The 21213-nt window shown below is 44.4% G+C and carries 22 protein-coding genes; 9 read left to right on the plus strand and 13 right to left on the minus strand.

The annotated features are described in order from the left end of the window. Positions 1 to 101: 101 nt before the first annotated feature. The 3 genes from suhB (at position 102) to L1D44_RS07760 (ending at position 2071) form a co-directional block, all read left to right on the plus strand. Positions 102 to 902 carry an inositol-1-monophosphatase gene (gene suhB, locus L1D44_RS07750; RefSeq protein WP_239889603.1) on the plus strand — a complete coding sequence of 267 codons (801 nt, stop codon included), beginning with the start codon at positions 102 to 104 and terminating at the stop codon, positions 900 to 902. Between the two features lie 274 nt (positions 903 to 1176). Next, complete coding sequence (locus L1D44_RS07755; RefSeq protein ID WP_239889604.1) at positions 1177 to 1584, plus strand: phosphate-starvation-inducible PsiE family protein; 408 nt, start codon at positions 1177 to 1179, stop codon at positions 1582 to 1584. 196 nt (positions 1585 to 1780) lie between these two features. Next, complete coding sequence (locus L1D44_RS07760) at positions 1781 to 2071, plus strand: PilZ domain-containing protein (RefSeq protein WP_239889605.1); 291 nt, start codon at positions 1781 to 1783, stop codon at positions 2069 to 2071. A gap of 83 nt (positions 2072 to 2154) precedes the next feature. Here L1D44_RS07760 and L1D44_RS07765 read toward each other — a convergent pair whose 3' ends face one another. Then, a complete protein-coding gene (locus tag L1D44_RS07765) occupies positions 2155 to 2397 on the minus strand; it encodes a YecH family metal-binding protein (RefSeq protein ID WP_239889606.1) in 243 nt (80 codons plus the stop codon). Between the two features lie 193 nt (positions 2398 to 2590). On the opposite strand from L1D44_RS07765, the gene L1D44_RS07770 reads away from it, so the two are divergent. The 3 genes from L1D44_RS07770 (at position 2591) to L1D44_RS07780 (ending at position 6554) form a co-directional block, all read left to right on the plus strand. Further along, entirely contained in the window at positions 2591 to 4264 is a 1674-nt protein-coding gene (locus tag L1D44_RS07770) for a sensor histidine kinase (RefSeq protein WP_239889607.1), read from the plus strand. A gap of 3 nt (positions 4265 to 4267) precedes the next feature. Beyond that, entirely contained in the window at positions 4268 to 4978 is a 711-nt protein-coding gene (btsR, locus tag L1D44_RS07775; RefSeq protein WP_239889608.1) for a two-component system response regulator BtsR, read from the plus strand. 136 nt (positions 4979 to 5114) lie between these two features. Further along, positions 5115 to 6554, plus strand: a complete 1440-nt coding sequence (locus tag L1D44_RS07780; protein WP_239889609.1) for a carbon starvation protein A — start codon at positions 5115 to 5117, stop codon at positions 6552 to 6554. Between the two features lie 87 nt (positions 6555 to 6641). Here the strand turns inward: L1D44_RS07780 and L1D44_RS07785 are convergent, their stop codons facing one another. The 9 genes from L1D44_RS07785 to queA all read right to left on the minus strand — a co-directional run bounded on the left by L1D44_RS07785 (position 6642) and on the right by queA (position 14714). Continuing rightward, positions 6642 to 7187 carry a YaeQ family protein gene (locus L1D44_RS07785; RefSeq protein WP_239889610.1) on the minus strand — a complete coding sequence of 182 codons (546 nt, stop codon included), beginning with the start codon at positions 7185 to 7187 and terminating at the stop codon, positions 6642 to 6644. Between the two features lie 109 nt (positions 7188 to 7296). Then, positions 7297 to 8208 (minus strand): bifunctional precorrin-2 dehydrogenase/sirohydrochlorin ferrochelatase, encoded by a 912-nt coding sequence (locus tag L1D44_RS07790; protein WP_239889611.1) that lies wholly within the window; start codon positions 8206 to 8208, stop codon positions 7297 to 7299. Between the two features lie 36 nt (positions 8209 to 8244). Then, positions 8245 to 8604 carry a rhodanese-like domain-containing protein gene (locus tag L1D44_RS07795; RefSeq protein ID WP_220770723.1) on the minus strand — a complete coding sequence of 120 codons (360 nt, stop codon included), beginning with the start codon at positions 8602 to 8604 and terminating at the stop codon, positions 8245 to 8247. Next, positions 8604 to 8921: a DUF2007 domain-containing protein gene (locus L1D44_RS07800; protein ID WP_202719937.1), complete on the minus strand. Its 318-nt coding sequence runs from the start codon at positions 8919 to 8921 to the stop codon at positions 8604 to 8606. Before L1D44_RS07800 ends, L1D44_RS07795 begins: the two co-directional genes overlap by 1 nt. A 248-nt stretch (positions 8922 to 9169) precedes the next feature. Beyond that, the gene (secF, locus tag L1D44_RS07805) at positions 9170 to 10117 is read right to left on the minus strand and encodes a protein translocase subunit SecF (protein ID WP_239889612.1); all 948 of its coding nucleotides are present in this window, start codon (positions 10115 to 10117) and stop codon (positions 9170 to 9172) included. Positions 10118 to 10130: 13 nt separating this feature from the next. Beyond that, a complete protein-coding gene (gene secD, locus L1D44_RS07810) occupies positions 10131 to 11981 on the minus strand; it encodes a protein translocase subunit SecD (RefSeq protein WP_239889613.1) in 1851 nt (616 codons plus the stop codon). A gap of 17 nt (positions 11982 to 11998) precedes the next feature. After that, a complete protein-coding gene (gene yajC, locus L1D44_RS07815) occupies positions 11999 to 12331 on the minus strand; it encodes a preprotein translocase subunit YajC (protein WP_220770720.1) in 333 nt (110 codons plus the stop codon). A 30-nt stretch (positions 12332 to 12361) separates the two neighbouring features. After that, on the minus strand, positions 12362 to 13495 hold the full coding sequence (gene tgt / locus L1D44_RS07820; RefSeq protein ID WP_220770719.1) for a tRNA guanosine(34) transglycosylase Tgt: 1134 nt from the start codon (positions 13493 to 13495) through the stop codon (positions 12362 to 12364). A gap of 181 nt (positions 13496 to 13676) precedes the next feature. Then, entirely contained in the window at positions 13677 to 14714 is a 1038-nt protein-coding gene (queA, locus tag L1D44_RS07825; RefSeq protein ID WP_239889614.1) for a tRNA preQ1(34) S-adenosylmethionine ribosyltransferase-isomerase QueA, read from the minus strand. Between the two features lie 446 nt (positions 14715 to 15160). Here queA and L1D44_RS07830 point away from each other — a divergent pair, with 446 nt between their 5' ends. Next, complete coding sequence (locus tag L1D44_RS07830; RefSeq protein ID WP_239889615.1) at positions 15161 to 15754, plus strand: ACP phosphodiesterase; 594 nt, start codon at positions 15161 to 15163, stop codon at positions 15752 to 15754. A gap of 133 nt (positions 15755 to 15887) precedes the next feature. After that, the gene (locus L1D44_RS07835) at positions 15888 to 16541 is read left to right on the plus strand and encodes an RluA family pseudouridine synthase (protein ID WP_239889616.1); all 654 of its coding nucleotides are present in this window, start codon (positions 15888 to 15890) and stop codon (positions 16539 to 16541) included. Positions 16542 to 16632: 91 nt separating this feature from the next. On the opposite strand, the gene L1D44_RS07840 is transcribed toward L1D44_RS07835, so the two are convergent. Further along, the gene (locus L1D44_RS07840) at positions 16633 to 17043 is read right to left on the minus strand and encodes a hypothetical protein (RefSeq protein WP_239889617.1); all 411 of its coding nucleotides are present in this window, start codon (positions 17041 to 17043) and stop codon (positions 16633 to 16635) included. Between the two features lie 285 nt (positions 17044 to 17328). Here L1D44_RS07840 and L1D44_RS07845 point away from each other — a divergent pair, with 285 nt between their 5' ends. Beyond that, positions 17329 to 18699 carry a Gfo/Idh/MocA family oxidoreductase gene (locus L1D44_RS07845; protein WP_239889618.1) on the plus strand — a complete coding sequence of 457 codons (1371 nt, stop codon included), beginning with the start codon at positions 17329 to 17331 and terminating at the stop codon, positions 18697 to 18699. Positions 18700 to 18818: 119 nt separating this feature from the next. Here the strand turns inward: L1D44_RS07845 and sstT are convergent, their stop codons facing one another. Beyond that, positions 18819 to 20042 (minus strand): serine/threonine transporter SstT, encoded by a 1224-nt coding sequence (sstT, locus tag L1D44_RS07850; protein ID WP_239889619.1) that lies wholly within the window; start codon positions 20040 to 20042, stop codon positions 18819 to 18821. A 180-nt stretch (positions 20043 to 20222) separates the two neighbouring features. Next, positions 20223 to 21125, minus strand: coding sequence for a chemotaxis protein CheV (locus L1D44_RS07855; protein WP_239889629.1), 903 nt, complete (start codon positions 21123 to 21125; stop codon positions 20223 to 20225). Positions 21126 to 21213 lie beyond the last annotated feature (88 nt).

The following is a 21213-nucleotide window of genomic DNA, read 5'->3' on the forward strand; positions in this document are numbered from 1 at the left end:
ATTTTACTTATACAAAAATCAACATTTGATATAACCGTCAAATCGAGTATAATCCGCCTCCGATAATTTATATCCGTTCTTTTACATCCAGGGGATTTGCAATGCTTCCAATGCATACCATTGCTGTGCGCGCTGCTCGCGCTGCCGGCCAAACAATTTTGCGCGCCTATGCAGAACTAGACCGAGTTGAAGTCAGTTCTAAAGGTGTTAACGACTACGTAACTAACGTAGACAAGGAAGCTGAAGCTGCGATCACGTATCAGATCCGTAAATCTTACCCAGACCACACTATTGTTGGTGAAGAAGCTGGTGAGAACAAAGGAACAAATAAAGATTACGTTTGGATTGTTGACCCTCTGGATGGCACTAATAACTTCGTAAGAGGTATCCCTCACTTTGCTGTTTCTATTGCTATGCAATATAAAGGCAAAACCGAAGTCGCTGTTGTTTACGATCCTATTCGTGACGAACTATTCTCTGCTGTACGTGGTAAATTCGCTAAGCTTAACGATTTCCGTATCCGTGTAGCAAACAAAGACTTAGACGAAACCATCATTGCTACCGGTTTCCCGTTCAAGGCTAAGCAACACACCGAAACTTACATGAAGTTGTTCGCAACTGCATTCACTCAGTCTGCTGACGTACGTCGTGCAGGTTCTGCAGCACTCGATCTAGCATACCTTGCGGCTGGCCGTGTAGACGGTTTCTTTGAAATTGGTCTAAAGCCATGGGATATCGCTGCAGGTGATCTAATCGTGCGTGAAGCAGGCGGTACAGTAACAGACTTTACTGGTAACCATAACTACCTAGCATCAGGCAACATCGTTGCTGGCGCGCCAAAAGTTACAACGGCACTAGTTAAGTCATTCCGCCCATTATTGAGCGATGCACTTAAGCGTTAATCTCGCTTAGTTGATTTAGAAACCGCCTACTTAGGCGGTTTTTTTATGCCTAATCGACAACAGTTCCATGCGATACCTTTGTTAATAAATAAACCCAATGTAAACTTGACTGAGCAACAAGTTAAAACTTACCTAAAATTCATATTCTTACCTTATACAAACAAAAGTAACTTCAGAATTTATCAAACGATATTGTGAATAACGTCACACCGATAATGTCACATTTCTATTATTTACTGATACCCTTTATCAAACGACTGCATTAGGGAATATCATGGATAAAATGTATCGCAAATATGGCATTACAAGCATTAAAGCCATTGAACATTTAGTACTTATTATTATCGCAATCGCCACCGTAGTTGCGATTGGCCAAGAGATTAAACATATTTTTGACGTTGGGGCAGTAGCCCTTGCGGATCTACTGTTGCTATTTATCTACTTAGAAGTGCTAGCAATGGTGTCGCATTATGCGGAATCGGGCAAACTGCCTATTCGTATGCCGCTATACATTGCTATCGTTGCCCTAGCGCGGTATTTGATTTTGGATATGAAGGCGATGGATGACTGGCGAATTGTTGCGATTTCAATCTCTACGCTAGTCTTGGCTGGCACAGTTATCATTATCCGCTGGGGTCAGTTAAAATTACCTTACCCCCGTCGTAAAGAAGACGAACTATAAGTCTCCTCGAAATAGCGCATGATAAGTACTCGAAGCTGCGACTTCGAGTACTTCTCCTCTCGCCATCAAGTCCACTTTATCCTTTTCGTTTAATACCCTATTAAAATCAACCGATCCCTGTCTAGGTCTTTAATTGCTACCACAAGTGGTTTAAGCTCATATCTGTTTATGCAAAATAACTCAAAGGATAATCGGTATGGAAACCTATCAACAAGAAAGGCGTAGCTCCCAAAGGGTCGATATGGAAGACGAGTCTGTTATTATCGCGATTCATACTAATGCAGGCATATATTCGAACTCCGCCATCTGTCTCGATCTTTCTCGCCGAGGTGCATTACTCGAATACAATCAAGCATTAGCACTGGGGACCTTAATCGAAGTAACCTTTAATCAAGGTAATGACAATGAGAATACCGTCAAGGGCCAAGTATGCCGCTGCACCTGTGCCAACGAGACCCGTTGCCACATTGCGTTACAGCTTATCTAAACTGGGTGTTCTAGATACAAAATAAAAAGCCTAACGATGTTAGGCTTTTTGAGATCCAGAGTTTGTATGCTTCAGAGCATGTATTAGTGGTTGCAGATCCGGTCGGCAGCGGTTTCTATCCCGTTTTCAGAGTGAATAAACTTGCCTTTTTTCTCCAGAAAAGCGATTAGCTCATCTGCATCCATTTGTTGGGCAGAACAAGTGTGATAACGAGCCTGCTCACCAAACTCTTTATGCATAAGCGATTTTAACGCTTCTTTAGTTAAAGATTGCCCATGTGCTAGCATAAGCTCCATCACCTGATGGCCATGAATCGAATCTGACATATTGCCCCTAATATTAAGCTGTATATATTAAGCACTTTATACGCTATCCCCTTATTCAAAACTTTGATCTACATAGCACTCGCATCAATAGCCGTAAATTTTTGTAGGAAATTAGCATCAATGCGCACTATATTAAGCATTTGATTTTGCTTAAACAGCTTAAGCTAAGCCACTCTTTCAAAGTGAGTCTTCCATGTCGCTAATATTATTACTAACCCAGCAGATGAGCCTCTATATGGTGATTGTCTACCTTGTTAGTAAGACGCCTCTTTTCAAAGTGTTTACCGAAGCCGCGACTCGCCTTCCCCATAAAGTTTATATCTACTTCATCTTCTCTGGCTTTTGCATCATGGCAACCTATTTCGGTGAGCAGACCAATGACGCAATAGCTAACACCCGCGCGATGGGTGCTGTTCTCGGAGGCTTACTCGGCGGGCCAGTCACCGGTTTCTTAGTCGGACTCACTGGCGGATTACACAGATACAGCATGGGTGGGTTTACCGATCTTGCCTGTGCAATATCCACCACAATTGAAGGCTTATCCGCTGGAATGGTGAGTTATTACCTACGCCGTATCGGCCAGCAAGAACTAATCTACTCACCACTTTTGGTGTGCATGGTTACCTTCACCGCTGAAGTGATGCAGATGTTGATTATTCTAGCGGTCGCCAAGCCTTTTACCGATGCCTTGGCACTCGTGGAGCAAATAGCGCTGCCAATGTTGCTGATTAACTCCATCGGTGCCGCGCTATTTATGAGTATCATACGCGACCAAAAAGCCATGTATGACAAGATGTCCTCTGTATTTTCAACCCAGTCATTAAGGATTGCTGAGCGCAGTGTAGGGATTTTGTCGACGGGATTTAATGAAGAGACCAGTAAACAAGTAGCACAAATTATTAAGGAAGAAACCCAGGTTGGCGCAGTCGCTATCACAGATACTGAGAAATTACTGGCCTTTATCGGCATCGGTGATGATCATCATATTGCAGGTACGCCAATCTCCTCAAAAATCACTCAAGATGCTATCGACCAAGACAGGGTTATGTTCGCCGATGGCGTTAACATGCCCTACGCTTGCTCAATTTCCAATAGTTGCCAATTAGGTTCAAGCTTGGTGATCCCGCTCCGCTCCGATGCAACTGTGATAGGCACTATTAAGCTGTATGAACCAAAGAAAAAGTTATTTCTCAATATCAACAAAACCCTAGGCGAAGGTTTAGGCAGACTGCTATCGAATCAAATCCTTTATGGCCGTTTTGCCGCTCAGCAAAACTTATTAGTTCAGTCTGAACTGAAGTTGTTACAAGCCCAAGTCAATCCACACTTTTTGTTTAATGCACTGAATACCATCGCCGCGATTATCCGCCGCGACCCTAATACTGCACGTCAATTGATTCAAAACTTGTCGCAATTTTTAAGGATTAACTTAAAACGCACCACGGGACTGGTCACACTCGCCGATGAACTTGAACATATCGACTCCTACCTCACTATCGAAAAGGCACGCTTTATCGATAAGTTAACCGTTAATATTGATATTCCGGAGTCATTACTGCATTGCAAACTGCCTGCCTTTACCCTGCAGCCAATCATAGAGAATGCGGTCAAACACGGCACTTCAAATATGCTAGGTTCCGGCGTCATCACGGTTAAAGGTGAGCTATTACCCGACGAAACGCTATTACTATCAGTCACCGACAATGCTGGCCTCTATAAGCCAACAAACAACAACGAAGGCTTGGGCATGAACATCGTCGATAAACGGATCCAAAACATGTTTGGCGCCCAGTTCGGTATTACAATAAACTTTGAAGCGAACCAGTACACTACTATTAGCATTCACCTACCGACAACGGGATCTTAGACCTTGATTAGCTGCATCATAATTGACGATGAACCTTACGCCAGAGACGAGCTTGCTATCTTGCTTGAAAACGAGCCTGATTTTGAAGTCATGGCCCAATGCAGCAACGCAGTAGAAGCGATGCAGGCCATCACCAAATTTAAACCTGAGCTGATCTTCCTCGATATTCAGATGCCCAAAATATCCGGCCTTGAGCTCGCATCTATGCTGGATCCCGATAACCTCCCTAGAATCGTTTTTGTCACAGCGTTTGATGAATATGCCATCACAGCATTTGAAAAGCAGGCGTTCGATTACCTTTTGAAGCCGATTGATGACAATCGCTTCGCCGCGACATTAAACCGATTGCGCAAAGATCTGACTCCAAAACAACTCGGCACTATCGCTCGCGAGAAACTTGAACATATTCCCTGCTTTTGCGGAAACAGGTTAAAAGTTGTGGCCACAGGCGCCGTACAGTTTATTTATAGCGATATGAGCGGTGTGCATGTAGCGACCGCCGACGAACTTGTGCACACGCATATGACATTAAGGGTTCTCGAAGAGAAAACCTCCCTCATCTATTGTCATCGACAGTATTTAATCGCACCAACGGCCATTGCCGAAATAGAACTACAAGAGGCTGGCGCTGAGGTCACAACCCGCTCTGGTGCAAAAGTGCCTGTATCGAGACGCTATTTAAAACAACTAAAGCAGCTCTTTGGGTTCCAGTAACAACAAAAAGTTCAACCGCTAAGGTCGCCATATTACCACTGACCTTAGCTATTTGACCGCTTAGCAATTTGCAACTTTCCGACTCTATAAATAAGTTTACACTCCCAGCCATTCTATGTTCTGAGAGTTAATTAATATGACTTGGTTTTTGCTTTGCGTCGGTCTGTTGATCGGTGGCTATTTTATTTATGGTGCGTTTGTCGAGAAAGTATTTGGCATCAATGCAAATCGCCAAACCCCTGCGTTTACAAAGACTGACGGTGTCGACTATGTACCTATGTCTAAAGCTAAGGTTTACCTTATTCAGCTGCTCAACATTGCTGGCGTCGGCCCAATCTTTGGCCCAATTCTTGGCGCGCTATATGGCCCTGCGGCCATGCTATGGATTGTACTTGGCTGTGTATTTGCTGGTGCCGTACACGATTACTTCTCAGGCATGTTATCTGTGCGCAACAATGGCGAGTCGGTACCAAGCCTAGCTGGTAAATACCTAGGCAAAGGTGCCAAACACTTCATGAACGTGTTCGCCATCATCCTTCTGCTATTAGTCGGTGTGGTATTTATCTCAGCTCCAGCAGGCCTTTTAGGTAAGCTAACTGGTTGGGATGTGAGTATCTTCATTGGTATTATCTTCTTCTACTACTTGATCGCAACAATCGTTCCTGTCGACAAGATTATTGGACGCCTATACCCCTTCTTCGGCGCTCTGCTAGTGTTTATGTCTGTTGGTCTAACCATCGCGTTAATCATCTCTAGTGAACACAGCTTACTGCCAGGTGTTGAAGTTGGTGACTTCCTAACTAACTTAAATCCGAATGACATGCCATTATGGCCAGCACTGTTTATCACCATCGCTTGTGGTGCAATTTCGGGCTTCCACGCAACTCAGTCTCCACTAATGGCTCGCTGTGTTGAAAATGAATCGAATGGTCGCTTTGTATTCTACGGCGCAATGATCGGTGAAGGTATTATTGCCCTTATCTGGTGTGCTATCGCGCTGTCTTTCTTCGGTAGTGTTGAAGGGCTAAATGCGGGTATGGCGGGTAACCCTGCGAACGTAGTTTATGAGGCTTCTACAGGTCTTCTAGGCGCTGTAGGTGGATTCCTAGCGGTATTGGGTGTAATTGTACTGCCTATTACTTCTGGCGATACAGCATTCCGTAGTGCTCGTCTAATTTTGGCTGAGTTCTTCAAGATGCCACAAACAGAGCTGCCAAAGCGTTTGATGTTTGCCCTGCCACTATTTGCTGCCGGTGCTGTGTTAACTCAAGTCGATTTTGGTGTCATTTGGCGCTACTTCGGTGTGGCAAACCAGGCGACAGCTGTGATGATGCTATGGACTGCATCTGCGTACCTACTACGTCACAACAAGCTACATTGGATCTGTACGGTTCCAGCTATGTTTATGACTACTGTGGTAATTAGCTTCTTACTCAGCTCACCAACCCTTGGAGCTGGTCTACCAATGGCAGTCTCAACGATTGCAGCGGTAGTATCGACCTTAGTGATCACAGGCCTAATTATTATTAAGACCAAAGGTAAAGGCGAAATTGAAGCCGTAGCCGAAGAGTCTTAAGCCTTAGAGGTTGTTTCACAAAAAAGCCAGTCTGACGACTGGCTTTTTTATGCTCTCAGCATGTATAAAAACATCACCTTTAAAATACTAGCTATCGCCTTTAAGCAACTCAGGTTCAACTAGCACGCTATTGTCGTTATCCGAGATCCAGATCTGACCTTCACAGATATTAAACTGCAGAGACATATTGCGGCCGACTAACTGCCCCATCGCCTTCACTGCATCTTCTGGAATGTTCCAAATCGTCAAGTTGTCATAGCGCTCAAGTGCCGCTTCATTTTGTTTCCACCAGATAGGTACGCTACGGCCACCATAGGTGATCAATTGTACTGCTTTAGCACGGCCACACGCTTTACGTAGCCATTTCTCATCACTCTGACCAAACTCCACCCATAGGTTGATTTCATCAGACAATGACTTATCCCAAAGTTCGGGCTCATCGTCAACACAAAGACCTTTGCTGAACGCCAAGCTATCACTAGCATTCATTGCGAAGGCAAGCAGCCTTACCATCATGCGTTCATCGGTTTCAGAGGGGTGCTGGGCCAGCGTTAACTGGTGGTCTTGATAGTAACCACGATCCATATCTGCGATTTGAATTGCGACTTTATATACGGTTGCTTTGAGTGCCATGGGAATGTTCACAAATAAATTTGCGCCAAGTTTACCTCAAATTCCCCCCAACCAGTATAAAAGATAACGCTGCTCAGGGGGAAAGCCATGGGGGCTTTCTCTGGACCTGCTAAAAGGCGCCGGGCCTTAAATACCTTGCATCGGGAAATTGCTCTGTTAAACGTAAGATATCCACTTTATCGCCATAAACCAGACATGACTCCCCTGCAGCCAACTGCTGCTCGATAGTATGTTCGTCGAAACTGGATCTAAAGTTAGCATCTCGCCTTAGCAGTTCATTAAGCTCAATCGGCACTCTCAGCTTGGAATAAGTTACCTCAATTTTTTGCAAATAAGGCATCGCTCCCAGAGGTAATAAGTCAGCAGGGGTTGAAGAGTCAATCAACAGTAGCTCGCCTCTGCTCATTTGTAGCGAAAAACTTGCCTCATAATGGCTCAGGGTATCATCGTCAAATCGTTCGGCGTTTCGCTTAAAAAACAGTTCCCAAAATCGTCTTCGATGCTGAAACACAGGTAAGCGCTTCTGAACCTCTTGTCGATGTTGGGCAATAAAGTCAAATAAGGGACTGATGGATCGAGGCAACCATGATTCGAGTCGGGCACGAAGCTCGCGAGCATAGACAGGCGATGCTCCGGCTGTGCTTATCGCAATCTGCAATCGACCTCTATCGACAATTGAGGGAGTAATAAAACGGCAGAACTTTGGGTTATCAACCACATTCACCCAAATGTCTTGTTCTTTGGCGATAGTGGCTAAGCGCTCATTAAGTCGCTTATCTGCGGTGCAGAGATAGATAAGATCATAGCCAGTGATGTCAGAGTCATTAACTGGGCGCTGCTCGAGAGTTATGCGCTCTTGATTGACATAGTTTAAGGTGTCTTGGCAAACATCAACGGCAATAACATCAATATTCGCTTCAGTGCGACAAAGGAGGTCCAGCTTGCGGCTGGCAACATCGCCAGCCCCGATAATAAGCACCCGAAGAGATTGGGTATCAACAAATAGCGGAAAGTATTGCATATATGAGCTGCACCTTTGCGATAGTTTACGACTTATTCAGTCCTGTTCTATCGGCAATTGTCGCTCAAGCCACGCCTTATAACCACCCGCTAATGAGACCACTTTTGAATAACCCATAACCTGAAGGTTATTTGCAGCGAGTGCAGAACGATAACCGCCGCCACAATATAAAACCAATGGGCTTTGTTTATCAGGAAAACGTGTCTCGATATCTCTTTCGATAATTCCCCTGCCTAAATGCTGGGCGTTGGGCAGGTGCCCCTGCAACCACTCAGAGTCTTCTCGTACATCGAGTAATACCCAGCCTGTCATTGCTTGGTACTGTTCAACTGTGACTTCGGTGATCTTAGGTAAAACACTTTCTACTAATGCTAAAAATGCGGGATTATGTTTCATTAACTGTACTTCTCACTGCGTTCTGCACTGCAATTCCAGCAGAGTTCAAAGCTGGATTCATTAATTTCATGGCAGTTAACACACTTCCATTGTGGACACTGTGCGTTTAACGATGCCATCTGTTTTTTGGCAATTTCATATTGGCTTTCTGCCACCCAAAGTTCAACATTTTGAATGCCTGTGGGTAATTCACCAACACCACCTAACAGCGCCTCTCCTTTTAACTCAACCTGTATGCCGCTGGACTCCAGCATGCCCTTCCAAGTGTGAGCCTCTAGCAGATTCCCTGCTGCAACTAAACGTGTCTGCTCTTCCATGTTATTTCCTACTGCTATTGCTCTATTTGGCAATTAAGACGCGATAAGCGCTATTTTAAAAATAGGTTTACATGCTAACGCTAAATTATCAAGCCTGTCGAGTGCTGCTTTTTCGAACAGCAGAAAATACTTAGCAAACGCTTGCTGTTTGGTTTTTTACACTACAAATGCTTTACCGCAATCGGCTTTAAAACAAATATGACATAAAAAAAGCCACCTAACTGGTGGCTTTTTCACAGACATAATGATTAAGGCATCAATGCGTCTTGATCGGCTCCCTCTTTCTCAACTTCAACGGGCATCATATGTTCACGATTAATGCCTAGTTTGATAGCCAAGAAGCTCGCCACATAGATTGACGAGAAGGTACCCACAAAAATACCCATCAGCAATGCTGTCGCAAAGCCGTGGATCATTGTGCCACCTTTTAGGAACAAAGCGACAACCACAACCAAAGTTGTACCTGTAGTAATAATGGTACGACTCATGGTTTGAGTGATTGAGATATTGACCACTTCTTCTGGTAAACACTTGCGTAACTTAAGGAAGTTTTCACGAATACGGTCGAATACCACGATAGTATCGTTCAGCGAGTAACCAACAACGGTCAGCAAACCTGCGAGTACTGTTAGGTCAAACTCAAGCTGTAGTAGCGAAAAGACGCCTAAAGTCACGATAATATCGTGCGCTAGTGCCGCAACCGAACCCAGTGCTAAACGCCATTCAAATCGGAATGACACATAGATAAGAATACAGATTAGCGCGACTAAAACCGCTAATCCGCCCTGCTCTGCAAGTTCTTTACCTACCTGTGGTCCCACAAACTCGACACGCTTTTGAACAACCGATGGATCCAGTTTGGTGACGGCATCCATCACGTCGTTAACTTGATCTTCGCTCTTAAAGTCATCTTTCACAGGCAGACGAATAAGCACATCGCGGCTAGAACCAAAGTTCTGAACCACTGCGCCACCAACGGCCTCAGTAGAAAGATTTGTGCGAATCGCATTTAAGTCAGCTGGCTTAGAAAATTCAAGCTCTACAACTGTACCGCCGGTAAAGTCTAGGCCCCAGTTAATACCTTTTGTTGCTAAGGTGACAATTGAACCTAGCACTAACACAGCAGAGAAGATGCTGATTGGCAGTGCATGGCGCAGGAAGTTGACTGTGCCTTTAACATTTAAAATCTGTAACATTATCAACTTCCCCTTAAATAGACAGTTTCTTCACGCGTTTACCACCCCAAATCGCGTTCACGATTGAGCGTGTACCCACGATAGAAGTAAACATAGAAGTAGCGATACCAATCATTAGGGTTACCGCGAAGCCCTTCACCGCACCTGTACCCACAGCGAATAGAATAAGCGCCGTCATAAAGGTAGTGATGTTAGCATCGGCGATAGTTGAGAATGCGTTACCGTATCCTTCATGAATCGCTTGCTGTACGCTACGGCCATTACGTAATTCTTCACGAATACGCTCGTAAATCAGTACGTTACCATCGACCGCCATACCGACTGTTAACACCATACCGGCAATACCCGGCAGTGTTAGCACCGCACCTGGGATCATAGACATCACGCCCACAACCATTACCAAGTTAGCTGTAAGCGCTAAGTTAGCAATAAGACCGAAACCACGGTAGTAAACCAACATGAAGATAAGAACAACTGCCATACCCCAGATCATCGCTTGCATACCGTTTTGGATATTTTCAGCACCTAGGCTTGGACCAATGGTACGTTCCTCAACGATATAAACAGGCGCGATTAGCGCACCTGCACGTAGCAATAGCGCTAAGTTCTGTGCTTCTGCATGTTCAAGGCCAGTAATAACAAAGTTACGGCCAAGACGTGCTTGAATTGTCGCAACAGAGATCACTTCTTCAATCTTCTTCATCTTGACGCTGCCGTCAGCATTCTTTTCACCAGTATCTTTATACTCGATGAATAGCGTTGCCATCGGATTGCCGATATTGTCTTTGGTGACATTAGAGAAGATTGAACCGCCTTTAGCATCGAGGTTAATCGACACTTGTGGACGACTGTATTCGTCAAAACTTGGTTGTGCACCTTGAATATGATCACCGGTCAACATAACCGCTTTCTTCAATACAACAGGGCCACCGCTGCGGCGCTGATAAAGCTCAGAACCCGCTGGTACACGGCCACTCATTGCTGCTTGAACGTCAGCTTTTTGGTCAACCATATGGAATTCAATCGATGCCGTCGCACTTAAAATTTCTTTTGCGCGAGCGGTATCTTGAACACCTGGTAACTCAACGATGATACGTTCAGCACCTTGACGTTGCACAACAGGCTCAGCCACACCTAACTCGTTTACACGGTTACGCAGTGTAGTGATGTTTTGCTGTAGTGCTTCTTCTTTAACTTGTTTTAAATAAGCTTCGCTTGGATTTGCAACAAGGACATAGTCATCGCCAACAGTCTTGTCGACGAAAACCATGTCATTGCTACGAGACTTAAGGAAACGCTCAGCATTTGCTAAAGTCTCGGCATCGCGAAACTTAATCTCGATGCCTTTGGCGCCATGACGAATACCCGCATAGCGAATTTTCTCAGCTCGTAAATCAGTCCTAAAATCAGCAACCTTGGCTTCAGTCATCTTTCGAAGTGCTTCACCCATATCCACTTCCATTAAGAAGTGAACACCACCGCGCAAATCCAGACCTAGCTTCATAGGCGAACCACCCATGGCTTCTAACCATTTTGGAGTCGCTGGAGCTAAGTTCAATGCTACGGTGTACTTGTCGCCTAACGCTTCAGCAATGGCTTCTTTAGCAACTAACTGCTCTTCACCATTATTTACACGTACTAACAACTGACCATTTTCAAGCTCGGAACGCTTAACAGCGATTCCTTTGCTTTTTAATACATCATTTACTGTCGACAGAGTCGACGCTGAGACCTCTGCTCCTCGAGTCGCAACCACTTGAACCGCGTGGTCTTCTCCGAAAAGGTTTGGTATCGCATAGAATCCACCTATGGTGATAATCAGTATCACCATTAGGTTTTTCCACATCGGGTATTTATTTAACACGCCATCGCCCTCTTGGCTTAAAGTGACTTAATAGAGCCTTTTGGCAATACGGCCGCAATATAATCCTTCTTAATAGTGATTTCGCTCGTTTCGTTGATGGTCAACAATACGTAATCGTTTTCATCACTGATCTTAGCGATCTTACCTAGAATACCACCGCTTGTTAGCACTTCATCACCCTTGCTCAATGAGCTCATCAGGTTCTTATGCTCTTTAACACGCTTAGATTGTGGACGGAAAATCATGAAGTAAAAAATTAGGCCAAAAATGACCAACATGAAAATCAATTCCATCGTGCCACCCGCGCCAGTTGCTGCCGGGTCTGCTGCATATGCATTTGAAATAAACATAGTATTCTCTTCTTCTTGTCTGAGTTAAAATTAATCGGTTAATTCAGGTACTTCAGGTACTTCTCGACCTTGGCTGGTATAGAATTCCGTAACAAAGGCGTCTAATGTACCTGTCTCGATAGCGCCACGCAAACCTTCCATCAATCTTTGGTAATAGCGAAGGTTATGAATGGTGTTTAATCGAGCACCTAAAATCTCATTACAACGATCTAAGTGGTATAGATATGCCCGAGAGTAGTTCTTACAGGTATAACAATCACACTTATCATCGAGTGGTGAAGTATCATCGCGATGACGCGCATTACGGATCTTGATAACACCTTCACTAGTAAACAGATGACCGTTTCGAGCATTTCGCGTTGGCATAACACAGTCAAACATGTCTACACCGCGACGTACGCCTTCAACTAAATCTTCAGGTTTACCTACCCCCATCAAATAACGCGGTTTATCAGCCGGAATTTTGGGACAAACATGCTCAAGAATACGGTGCATGTCTTCCTTTGGCTCGCCAACTGCTAAACCACCAACAGCGTATCCATCAAAACCAATATCGACTAAGCCGTTTAAGCTTTCGTCACGTAGGTCCTCATAGACTCCGCCTTGAATAATACCAAACAGAGAGTTCGGGTTTTCAAGTCTGTCAAACTCATCGCGTGAACGCTGCGCCCAACGAAGTGACATCTGCATCGACTTACGTGCTTCGTCCTCGGTTGCAGGATACGGAGTACATTCGTCAAAAATCATTACCACATCACTGCCTAATGAGTTTTGGATCTGCATCGACTTCTCAGGATCTAAGAAAATCTTTTCACCGTTAATTGGTGAACGAAAATGCACACCTTCCTCAGTGATCTTACGGATATCACCCAAGCTAAACACTTGGAATCCGCCCGAATCAGTTAGGATTGGTCGTTGCCAGTTCATAAAATCGTGCAGGTCACCATGCTTACGCATGATCTCTTCACCAGGACGTAACCATAGGTGGAATGTATTACCAAGCAGAATATCGGCGCCAGTAGCACGCACTTCTTCAGGTGTCATACCCTTAACCGTGCCGTATGTGCCTACAGGCATAAAAGCTGGAGTTTCAACCGTACCACGTTCAAAAATCAAACGGCCGCGACGCGCACGACCTTGAGTTGTATCTAATTCAAATTTCATTTTTCACCTCGCCAGAGAAACAGTCTGACCTGAGTCGACTCAACCATTGAGCCTAAGATTATGACAAACATAAGGGCAAACAATTCAGTATCAACCCTAAATGCCAAAATATGCATTAAAAGTGCAGATAAAAAAAATACCCACTTCATATGAACTGGGTATTTTAAAGCAATTTGGATAATTAGTTCGCTTTTTTAGTCACAAACATGGCGTCGCCATAGCTAAAGAAGCGGTATTTTTGAGCGATCGCGTGCTGATAGGCGTTTTTTACCTCATCGAAGCCGGCAAATGCACTTAGCAACATGATCAGAGTCGACTCGGGCAAGTGGAAGTTTGTCACCATGGCGTCCACCACTTGGAACTGATATCCAGGGTAGATAAAGATATCGGTATCACCACTGAATGCTTGTAACTGCTCAGGCGATGCTTTGGCTGCGCTTTCGAGTGAACGTACCGATGTGGTTCCGACGGCGATAACCCGGTTGCCTCTGCCTTTAGTTTCAGCAATAAGATCCACGACATCCTGAGGCACTTCAGCCCATTCAGAATGCATTTTATGATCGAGGATGTTATCGACACGTACTGGCTGGAAGGTACCAGCGCCAACATGCAAAGTGACGAATGCGGTATTCACGCCTTTGTCTTTTAATGCTGCAAGCATGGCATCATCAAAATGTAAGCCAGCAGTAGGCGCAGCTACAGCGCCAGGGTTTTGATTGTAAACCGTTTGATAACGCTCTTTATCTGCATCTTCATCGGGTCTATCGATATAAGGAGGCAGTGGCATATGACCAACCTCTTCCAGTACTTCAAGTACCGTTTTATCGCATTGCAGCTCAAGCTCAAACAGCGCATCGTGTCTCGCGACCATTTTCATCTCATAGCCGCCATCTAAACAGATAATAGCGTCAACCTTTGGAGACTTAGAGCAACGAACATGGGCTAATACTCGCTTGTCATCAAGCATACGCTCAACCAAGATTTCGAGTTTACCGCCTGACTGCTTTTTACCAAACATACGCGCAGGAATGACTCGGGTATTGTTAAATACCATCAAATCGCCAGGACTAACTTGGTCTAAAATATCGGTAAATTGCAGATCAGCCAGCTGACCACTATTACCGTCAAGCGATAACAGTCTGGACGCTGTCCGCTGAGCCGTTGGATAACGGGCAATTAACTCATCTGGGAGTTCAAAAGAAAAATCTGCAACGCGCATGGAAAGTCTCTATTGTATCTAAATCGGCCGCTAGTCTATGGCTAGAGCTACAGAAGATCAACAATCCAATCCTAAAAAACCGCCAAATACTCCCGTTTACGAGAATAATTCAGTACGTTAATTGAACGACTTTAACTTGTTCGACTGCTGTTGCCGAGCATTACAAGGAGTTTTGTTATCCAAATCTTCTATGCGATAGCGGTGTTGTGCGTAAGGAATGTCGATTTCGACTTTTTTTCGTCTAACCTGAACGCCTCTGCCCAACTTGTTGGTTAACCAGTTCCACATCATCCTTGATCCTCAAACCGTTTAATTGATGGGTAAATTACAATTTTTACGATGCACATCCTTTTAGAAGCCCTAAATCTTGAATTATTTCAAGAAAGAATTTCCTTCGCACCTCCCTGCATGATAACGTGAAGTACGCGAATCACCAAGTATAAAATATGAACTTTCTTGCACACCTGCACTTAGCAGACAACAGCCAAACCTCTCTGGCTGCCAATATTGCCGGCGATTTTGCAAAAGGCAGTATTGAACATTTCCCTAAACACCTGCAGCAAGGAATATGGCTCCACCGCCAAATAGATCAGCTCACCGACAGCCATGAGATCACCAAAGAGTTGTTAGCAGCATTTCCCAAGTCATTGACCCGTGCAGCCCCCATTATCATCGATCTTAGCTTTGATCATATGTTGGCCAAATACTGGGAAGAGTATCACCACCAAAGCCTAGAAGAGTTCGCCACCAAAGCGTACGATGCCATTGATGACTGTGAGGCTCTGCCCGAGCAATTGGTATCGATAGCACCTAAGATCCGTCAAGAGAATTGGCTTGTGGCCTATCAAACTCGCGAAGGGTTAAACCAGACACTTGCCTCTGTGGCAAAAAGAGTCTCTAAGCCTGAGATTTTTATTGGAGCGCAGGAGTGTGTCAAAAAGCTCGATACTGAAATCGAGATTGCGTTTCGTACTTTTTATCCGCAACTGATGGCCTATAGCCGCTTATGGACCCGCAACACGCCACCTGAATATCTGTAAGTTATTCTCACGCCTAAAAAGCGGCTCAGCACACCCTAGTGTTGAGGCACGTTCTGACTAAGTAACCACCAAAATTTAGTGCGTGTCTTAACGCTAAATATTTTGCTAGAATTGCGCCGCAATAGGAGAATTCATGCAAATATTTAGCTATCAGCCCCCCTGTATTCCTTGGTTAGATATCCGTTATATTGACCGAGATATTATCGTTATCAATAAGCCATCAGGCTTACTCTCAAATCCGGGTATCGCTGAATATACTCACGATTGTGCGCTAACACGTCTGCAGCAGCGCTTTAAAGATTGTATTCTTGTGCACCGTTTAGACTGCGCAACCTCAGGCATCATGGTATTTGCTCGTAACAAAAAAGCCGAGTCTAGCCTGAAAACCCAATTTCAGAACCGGCTGACACAAAAAACTTATATCGCAGAAGTGGACGGTGTACTGAAACAGCAAAGTGGTGTCATCGAACTAGCGATTGGCGCTGATAAGCTCAACCCTCCTAAACAGATGGTCAGCGAGTCAGGAAAGGCTGCTATAACCCATTTTAAAGTGTTACAGCAAAAGCCCCACAGCTGCCTAGTTGAACTCAAACCCGTAACAGGCAGAACTCACCAATTACGGGTACATATGCTAGCACTAGGACACACCATTTTAGGCGATGATTTTTATGGTGATGAACAAACTCTAAAAGCCGCTAAACGCTTACAACTGCATGCCCAGGAGTTAAGTTTTACTCACCCTTATTCGGGTAAAGCAATGCACTTTAAAAGCGCTCATTCATTCTAATCAGTGCTAAATATCAAGATCACAAAAAGGGGCTTATGCCCCTTTTCTGCTTATAAGAGATTACAGCTATTTTTCCTGACAATGCAACGGCTTAAGCCGCTTCAACATCGCTCTTTGCCGTATAATAACAGTTAGTTGAATTACAGAATTTAAGTTCATTATCCGTAGTCAACATAAAGTATTCGCCAAAAATATTCCCGCCCTTATCTTCCAGCTTAATGCCCTCTTCCATTTCCTCTGAGAGCATTTCATCTAGGCTATGGCAACCATCTAAATACCAAGTCTCTAAATAATACTTACCCGCTTGTTTGTACAGGGTAATCTTGTCACCGAGCAGCGGTCTTTCATCTACCCAACACCCAACGACTTCGCGAGGGCTAAGATCATCCTCTTGCCAAGACAGACGCCTACGCTTTTCAACTACTGACATTTCCATCTCCTTGAGTTTTGCTTCCCGCTCAATTTGAATAACTTCATTTGTCTTATTGCGCACTACTGCCATCGGCTCGTTCCCTCTATCAAAAAGCATTTGTAATATATTTGTTAACCAAATCAGGTATAAACAAAGAAAGCAATCACAATGATACTGCTACCTTTCAGTAAAAAGTGTATCGCAATAAGAAATTAAAAACGCGATATAAATCACTTTCTATGCATTACTTTAGTAAAACCGCATAAAAACACAAGCGCAACAATGCGACATACCATTTTTTAACCCTTTTATTTCTAAATTTGATATAACTCTATGGCTGTTAAACAATTACAATAAGATAACGCAGGACTTTCGATGAAACTAAATCGCCGACACTTTTTAAAAACTGCAGGTTTATCTGCCGCAGGCATCCTCACCTCACAACTGCCACTATCGTCCGCAGAGGCTGTACCGAGAAAACCCGCTACAGGCCAGTCCGTTATGGGGTTGATCGCCCCCAAAATGACCACTGTGCGTGTCGGTTTTATCGGGGTTGGCCAAAGAGGCTCAGGTCATGTCAAACACTTCTGCCATATAGATGGCGTCGAAATTAAAGCTATCTGCGACACCGATGCACAAGTTTTAGACAGCTCGATTGATTTTGTCGTGGCTCAAGGGCTCCCTAAGCCTGCTCGCTATACAGGAAGTGAACAAGCGTATAAAGATTTACTCGATCGTGATGATATCGATATTGTGATTATCTCCACCCCTTGGGAGTGGCATGCTCCTATGGCTATCCATACCATGGAAAGTGGCAAACACGCCTTTGTCGAAGTGCCATTGGCTCTGACAGTCGAAGAGTGTTGGCAGATTGTCGATACTGCCGAGCGGACGCAAAAGAACTGTATGATGATGGAGAACGTCAACTACGGCCGAGATGAGCTGATGGTGCTAAATATGGTTCGCCAAGGCTTATTTGGCGAGCTGTTACACGGAGAAGCTGCCTATATTCATGAACTGCGTTGGCAGATGAAGGAGATCGACAGTAAAACAGGTTCTTGGCGCACCTATTGGCACACGAAGCGAAATGGTAACCTTTACCCAACCCACGGATTAGGCCCCGTGTCTCAATATATGAATATCAATCGTGGTGACAGATTTGATTACCTCACTTCGATGAGCTCACCAGCACTGGGGCGAGCCTTATACGCTAAACGAGAATTCCCAGCGGATCATGAACGCAACCAACTGAGCTATATCAATGGTGACATCAATACCTCGCTTATCAAAACGGTAAAAGGCCGTACCATCATGGTTCAGCACGATACTACTACGCCACGCCCTTATAGCCGTCATAACTTAATTCAAGGCACTAACGGCGTATTTGCAGGCTTTCCTAATCGAATTGCTATCGAAAAGGGGGGAGCTGGCAATTACCACAAGTGGGATATGGACATGGCGAAATGGTATGCCAAGTACGATCATCCACTCTGGATCCAGATGGGAGAGCAAGCAGAGCGCAATGGTGGTCACGGCGGTATGGACTTCTTGATGCTTTGGCGCATGGTCTATTGCTTAAGAAATGCAGAGCCTTTAGATCAAGATGTTTATGATGGCGCTGCGTGGTCGGTGGTGAACATTTTAAGTGAAGAGTCGGTCAATAACCGTAGTAACTCGGTCAACTTCCCAGACTTTACTCGCGGCGCTTGGAAAACGGGTAAGCCACTCGAAATTGTCGGTGCTTAAAGCACAAAGCTTGTTTTTTTAGGGTGCAATAAGCAAAAAGCCCCGCTAATTATGTTTAGTGGGGCTTTCATACTAATTGGTATTAGTCAGCGCCTCATATCAAGGGCGCAATTGTAGATTTAAGCGTTCTCTTTCCTTTCAGCCGCTTCACATGCAGCAGCAGTAAAGATAACGTCTGTAGAGCTGTTAAGACCTGTTTCGGCAGAGTCTTGAATAACACCAATAATAAAGCCTACAGCTACGACCTGCATGGCCACATCGTTTGAAATACCAAACAAGCTACACGCTAGTGGGATAAGTAGCAGTGAACCACCCGCCACACCCGATGCCCCGCAAGCAGAGATGCCAGCAACAAGACTCAATAAAATCGCAGTAAGGATATCGACCTGAATGCCCATAGAGTTAGCTGCCGCTAGCGTTAAGATTGTAATCGTAATCGCTGCGCCGCCCATGTTAATGGTCGCACCTAATGGAATAGAAACCGAGTAAGTGTCTTCATGTAGCTTTAACTTTTCACATAACGCCATATTCACAGGAATATTCGCCGCACTAGAGCGAGTGAAGAAAGCTGTTACACCACTTTCACGAAGACAAGTGAATACTAATGGGTATGGATTACGACGTATTTTAAAGTACACAATCGCAGGGTTGATGATCAGTGCCATAATCGCCATTGCGCCAAGAAGCACCAATAGCAGATGCATATAGCCAGCAATTGCGCTAAAACCAGTGCTTGCGAATGTTGATGATACTAGACCAAAAATACCAATCGGTGCCAGACGGATAATAAAGCGAACCATCTGAGATACGCCATGGCTCACATCAGCAAAAACGAGCTTAGTTGAATCGGTTGCATGATGTAGCGCTAAACCTAAACCTACACCCCAAGCTAGAATACCGATATAGTTACCTGTCATAACCGCATTAACTGGGTTGTCGACTAATTGAAATAACAGGGTATGAACCACTTCGCCGATCCCTTCAGGCGGATTAGCCTGAGCCGCATCTAGTGTTAATGCTAACGTGGTCGGAAACGCAAAACTCATCAATACAGCGGTAACCGCCGCCGAAAACGTACCAAATAGATATAGAATAACGATCGGACGCATATTGGTCTTGGCATTTTTCTTTTGGTTCGCTATCGATGCAGCAACAAGGATAAAGACTAATATCGGTGCGATTGCTTTTAATGCACCAACAAATAGCTGACCTAAGAAAGCCACACTCTCCGCACCGGTTTTTGATACGGTTGCTAACGCAATACCAGCAATAATACCTACGAGAATTTGTAACACTAAACTACCGTCTGCCAATCGGGCAAACAAAGATGGTTTTTGATTCATTTATTAACCTGTCATTTTTATAGTATGCAACTATTCTATTTAAACTCACCATTAGGTGAACCTTAAATAAAATTAATCTCCCTTCGACACAGTTTGTATCGGATGTGGCAACTATTGTCTACCTTTACCAGACAAATAAGCTCGGTTATTACTCACGATTAACATATTACTAATAAGACCCTAAAAATTAGCCATCGCTGTTGCTTTTTCAGCCCCGCGTAGCATGGCTTCAATCAACTCATGGGCATCAAATTTTGTCAGAGCCTCATTAGCACCCACTTGATGAGCCTGACTGACGCTGATCTCACTGGAAAGCGAGGTATGCAAGATAATATAAGCGGACGAGATCGCGGGATTATTCTTAACTTCAAATGCCAACTCATAACCATCAAGTCCAGGCATCTCAATGTCGCTAACTAAAATATCGATAGCATGATTATCTCGCTCGGCTTGCTCCATGATAGACAATGCTTCTTTGCCATCGGCGGTAACTTGGTAAGGAATATTGATACTGTCCAATGCATCACTCAGTTGTTTACGTGCAACCTTAGAGTCATCAACCAGCAAGATATTGAGTGGCTTTAGGTATTCTCGTTGTACATCAGTCAAGATAGCGCGGGTGGTCTCTGGGCTCGCTGGGAACACTTTAGAAAGCAGTAACTCGACGTCTAATAACTGCACTAGCTTACCGTCAATCTTTGTCACTCCAGTAAGATAAGCGTTCTTACCCAAATTAGTCGGTGGTTTCTCAATATCACGCCAATTACATTCAATAATCTTATCGATAGAACGTACCAGAAAACCAATCACCATTCTCTGACAGTCGGTAATAATGATATAGCTATCTTTAAGCTCCTCATTACTTATCGGCCGATAACCAACTGCGGCAGCCATATCGACAATCGGGATTGTTGCACCACGAATGTTCGCCGCCCCTAGAATCGTTGGGTGGGAATGGGGGATGGCGCTCAATGGCGTATAAGGAACCAATTCGCGTATTTTTAGGGTGCCTAATGCAAATAACTGTGTCAGAGATAGTTGAAACAAGAGTAAACCTTGAGATTGACTCGCCTTACTCTTCATCTTATTGCCACTTATTGCATTCATCTTAATGGACCACTTACTAGCGTATATGTTTGAGCAAACTCTAACTCAATCATACTAAGCACAC

This window comes from Shewanella sp. Isolate13, from assembly GCF_022398325.1.
Classification (GTDB): Bacteria; Pseudomonadota; Gammaproteobacteria; order Enterobacterales; family Shewanellaceae; genus Shewanella.

Excerpts from the sequence above, each read along its gene's own strand:
- suhB (WP_239889603.1), top strand. The coding sequence starts at position 102 with ATGCTTCCAATGCATACCATTGCTGTGCGCGCTGCTCGCGCTGCCGGC.
- L1D44_RS07755 (WP_239889604.1), top strand. The coding sequence starts at position 1,177 with ATGGATAAAATGTATCGCAAATATGGCATTACAAGCATTAAAGCCATT.
- L1D44_RS07760 (WP_239889605.1), top strand. The coding sequence starts at position 1,781 with ATGGAAACCTATCAACAAGAAAGGCGTAGCTCCCAAAGGGTCGATATG.
- L1D44_RS07765 (WP_239889606.1), bottom strand. The coding sequence starts at position 2,397 with ATGTCAGATTCGATTCATGGCCATCAGGTGATGGAGCTTATGCTAGCA.
- L1D44_RS07770 (WP_239889607.1), top strand. The coding sequence starts at position 2,591 with ATGTCGCTAATATTATTACTAACCCAGCAGATGAGCCTCTATATGGTG.
- L1D44_RS07780 (WP_239889609.1), top strand. The coding sequence starts at position 5,115 with ATGACTTGGTTTTTGCTTTGCGTCGGTCTGTTGATCGGTGGCTATTTT.
- L1D44_RS07785 (WP_239889610.1), bottom strand. The coding sequence starts at position 7,187 with ATGGCACTCAAAGCAACCGTATATAAAGTCGCAATTCAAATCGCAGAT.
- L1D44_RS07790 (WP_239889611.1), bottom strand. The coding sequence starts at position 8,208 with ATGCAATACTTTCCGCTATTTGTTGATACCCAATCTCTTCGGGTGCTT.
- L1D44_RS07795 (WP_220770723.1), bottom strand. The coding sequence starts at position 8,604 with ATGAAACATAATCCCGCATTTTTAGCATTAGTAGAAAGTGTTTTACCT.
- L1D44_RS07800 (WP_202719937.1), bottom strand. The coding sequence starts at position 8,921 with ATGGAAGAGCAGACACGTTTAGTTGCAGCAGGGAATCTGCTAGAGGCT.
- secF (WP_239889612.1), bottom strand. The coding sequence starts at position 10,117 with ATGTTACAGATTTTAAATGTTAAAGGCACAGTCAACTTCCTGCGCCAT.
- yajC (WP_220770720.1), bottom strand. The coding sequence starts at position 12,331 with ATGTTTATTTCAAATGCATATGCAGCAGACCCGGCAGCAACTGGCGCG.
- tgt (WP_220770719.1), bottom strand. The coding sequence starts at position 13,495 with ATGAAATTTGAATTAGATACAACTCAAGGTCGTGCGCGTCGCGGCCGT.
- queA (WP_239889614.1), bottom strand. The coding sequence starts at position 14,714 with ATGCGCGTTGCAGATTTTTCTTTTGAACTCCCAGATGAGTTAATTGCC.
- L1D44_RS07830 (WP_239889615.1), top strand. The coding sequence starts at position 15,161 with ATGAACTTTCTTGCACACCTGCACTTAGCAGACAACAGCCAAACCTCT.
- L1D44_RS07835 (WP_239889616.1), top strand. The coding sequence starts at position 15,888 with ATGCAAATATTTAGCTATCAGCCCCCCTGTATTCCTTGGTTAGATATC.
- L1D44_RS07840 (WP_239889617.1), bottom strand. The coding sequence starts at position 17,043 with ATGGCAGTAGTGCGCAATAAGACAAATGAAGTTATTCAAATTGAGCGG.
- L1D44_RS07845 (WP_239889618.1), top strand. The coding sequence starts at position 17,329 with ATGAAACTAAATCGCCGACACTTTTTAAAAACTGCAGGTTTATCTGCC.
- sstT (WP_239889619.1), bottom strand. The coding sequence starts at position 20,042 with ATGAATCAAAAACCATCTTTGTTTGCCCGATTGGCAGACGGTAGTTTA.
- L1D44_RS07855 (WP_239889629.1), bottom strand. The coding sequence starts at position 21,125 with ATGAAGAGTAAGGCGAGTCAATCTCAAGGTTTACTCTTGTTTCAACTA.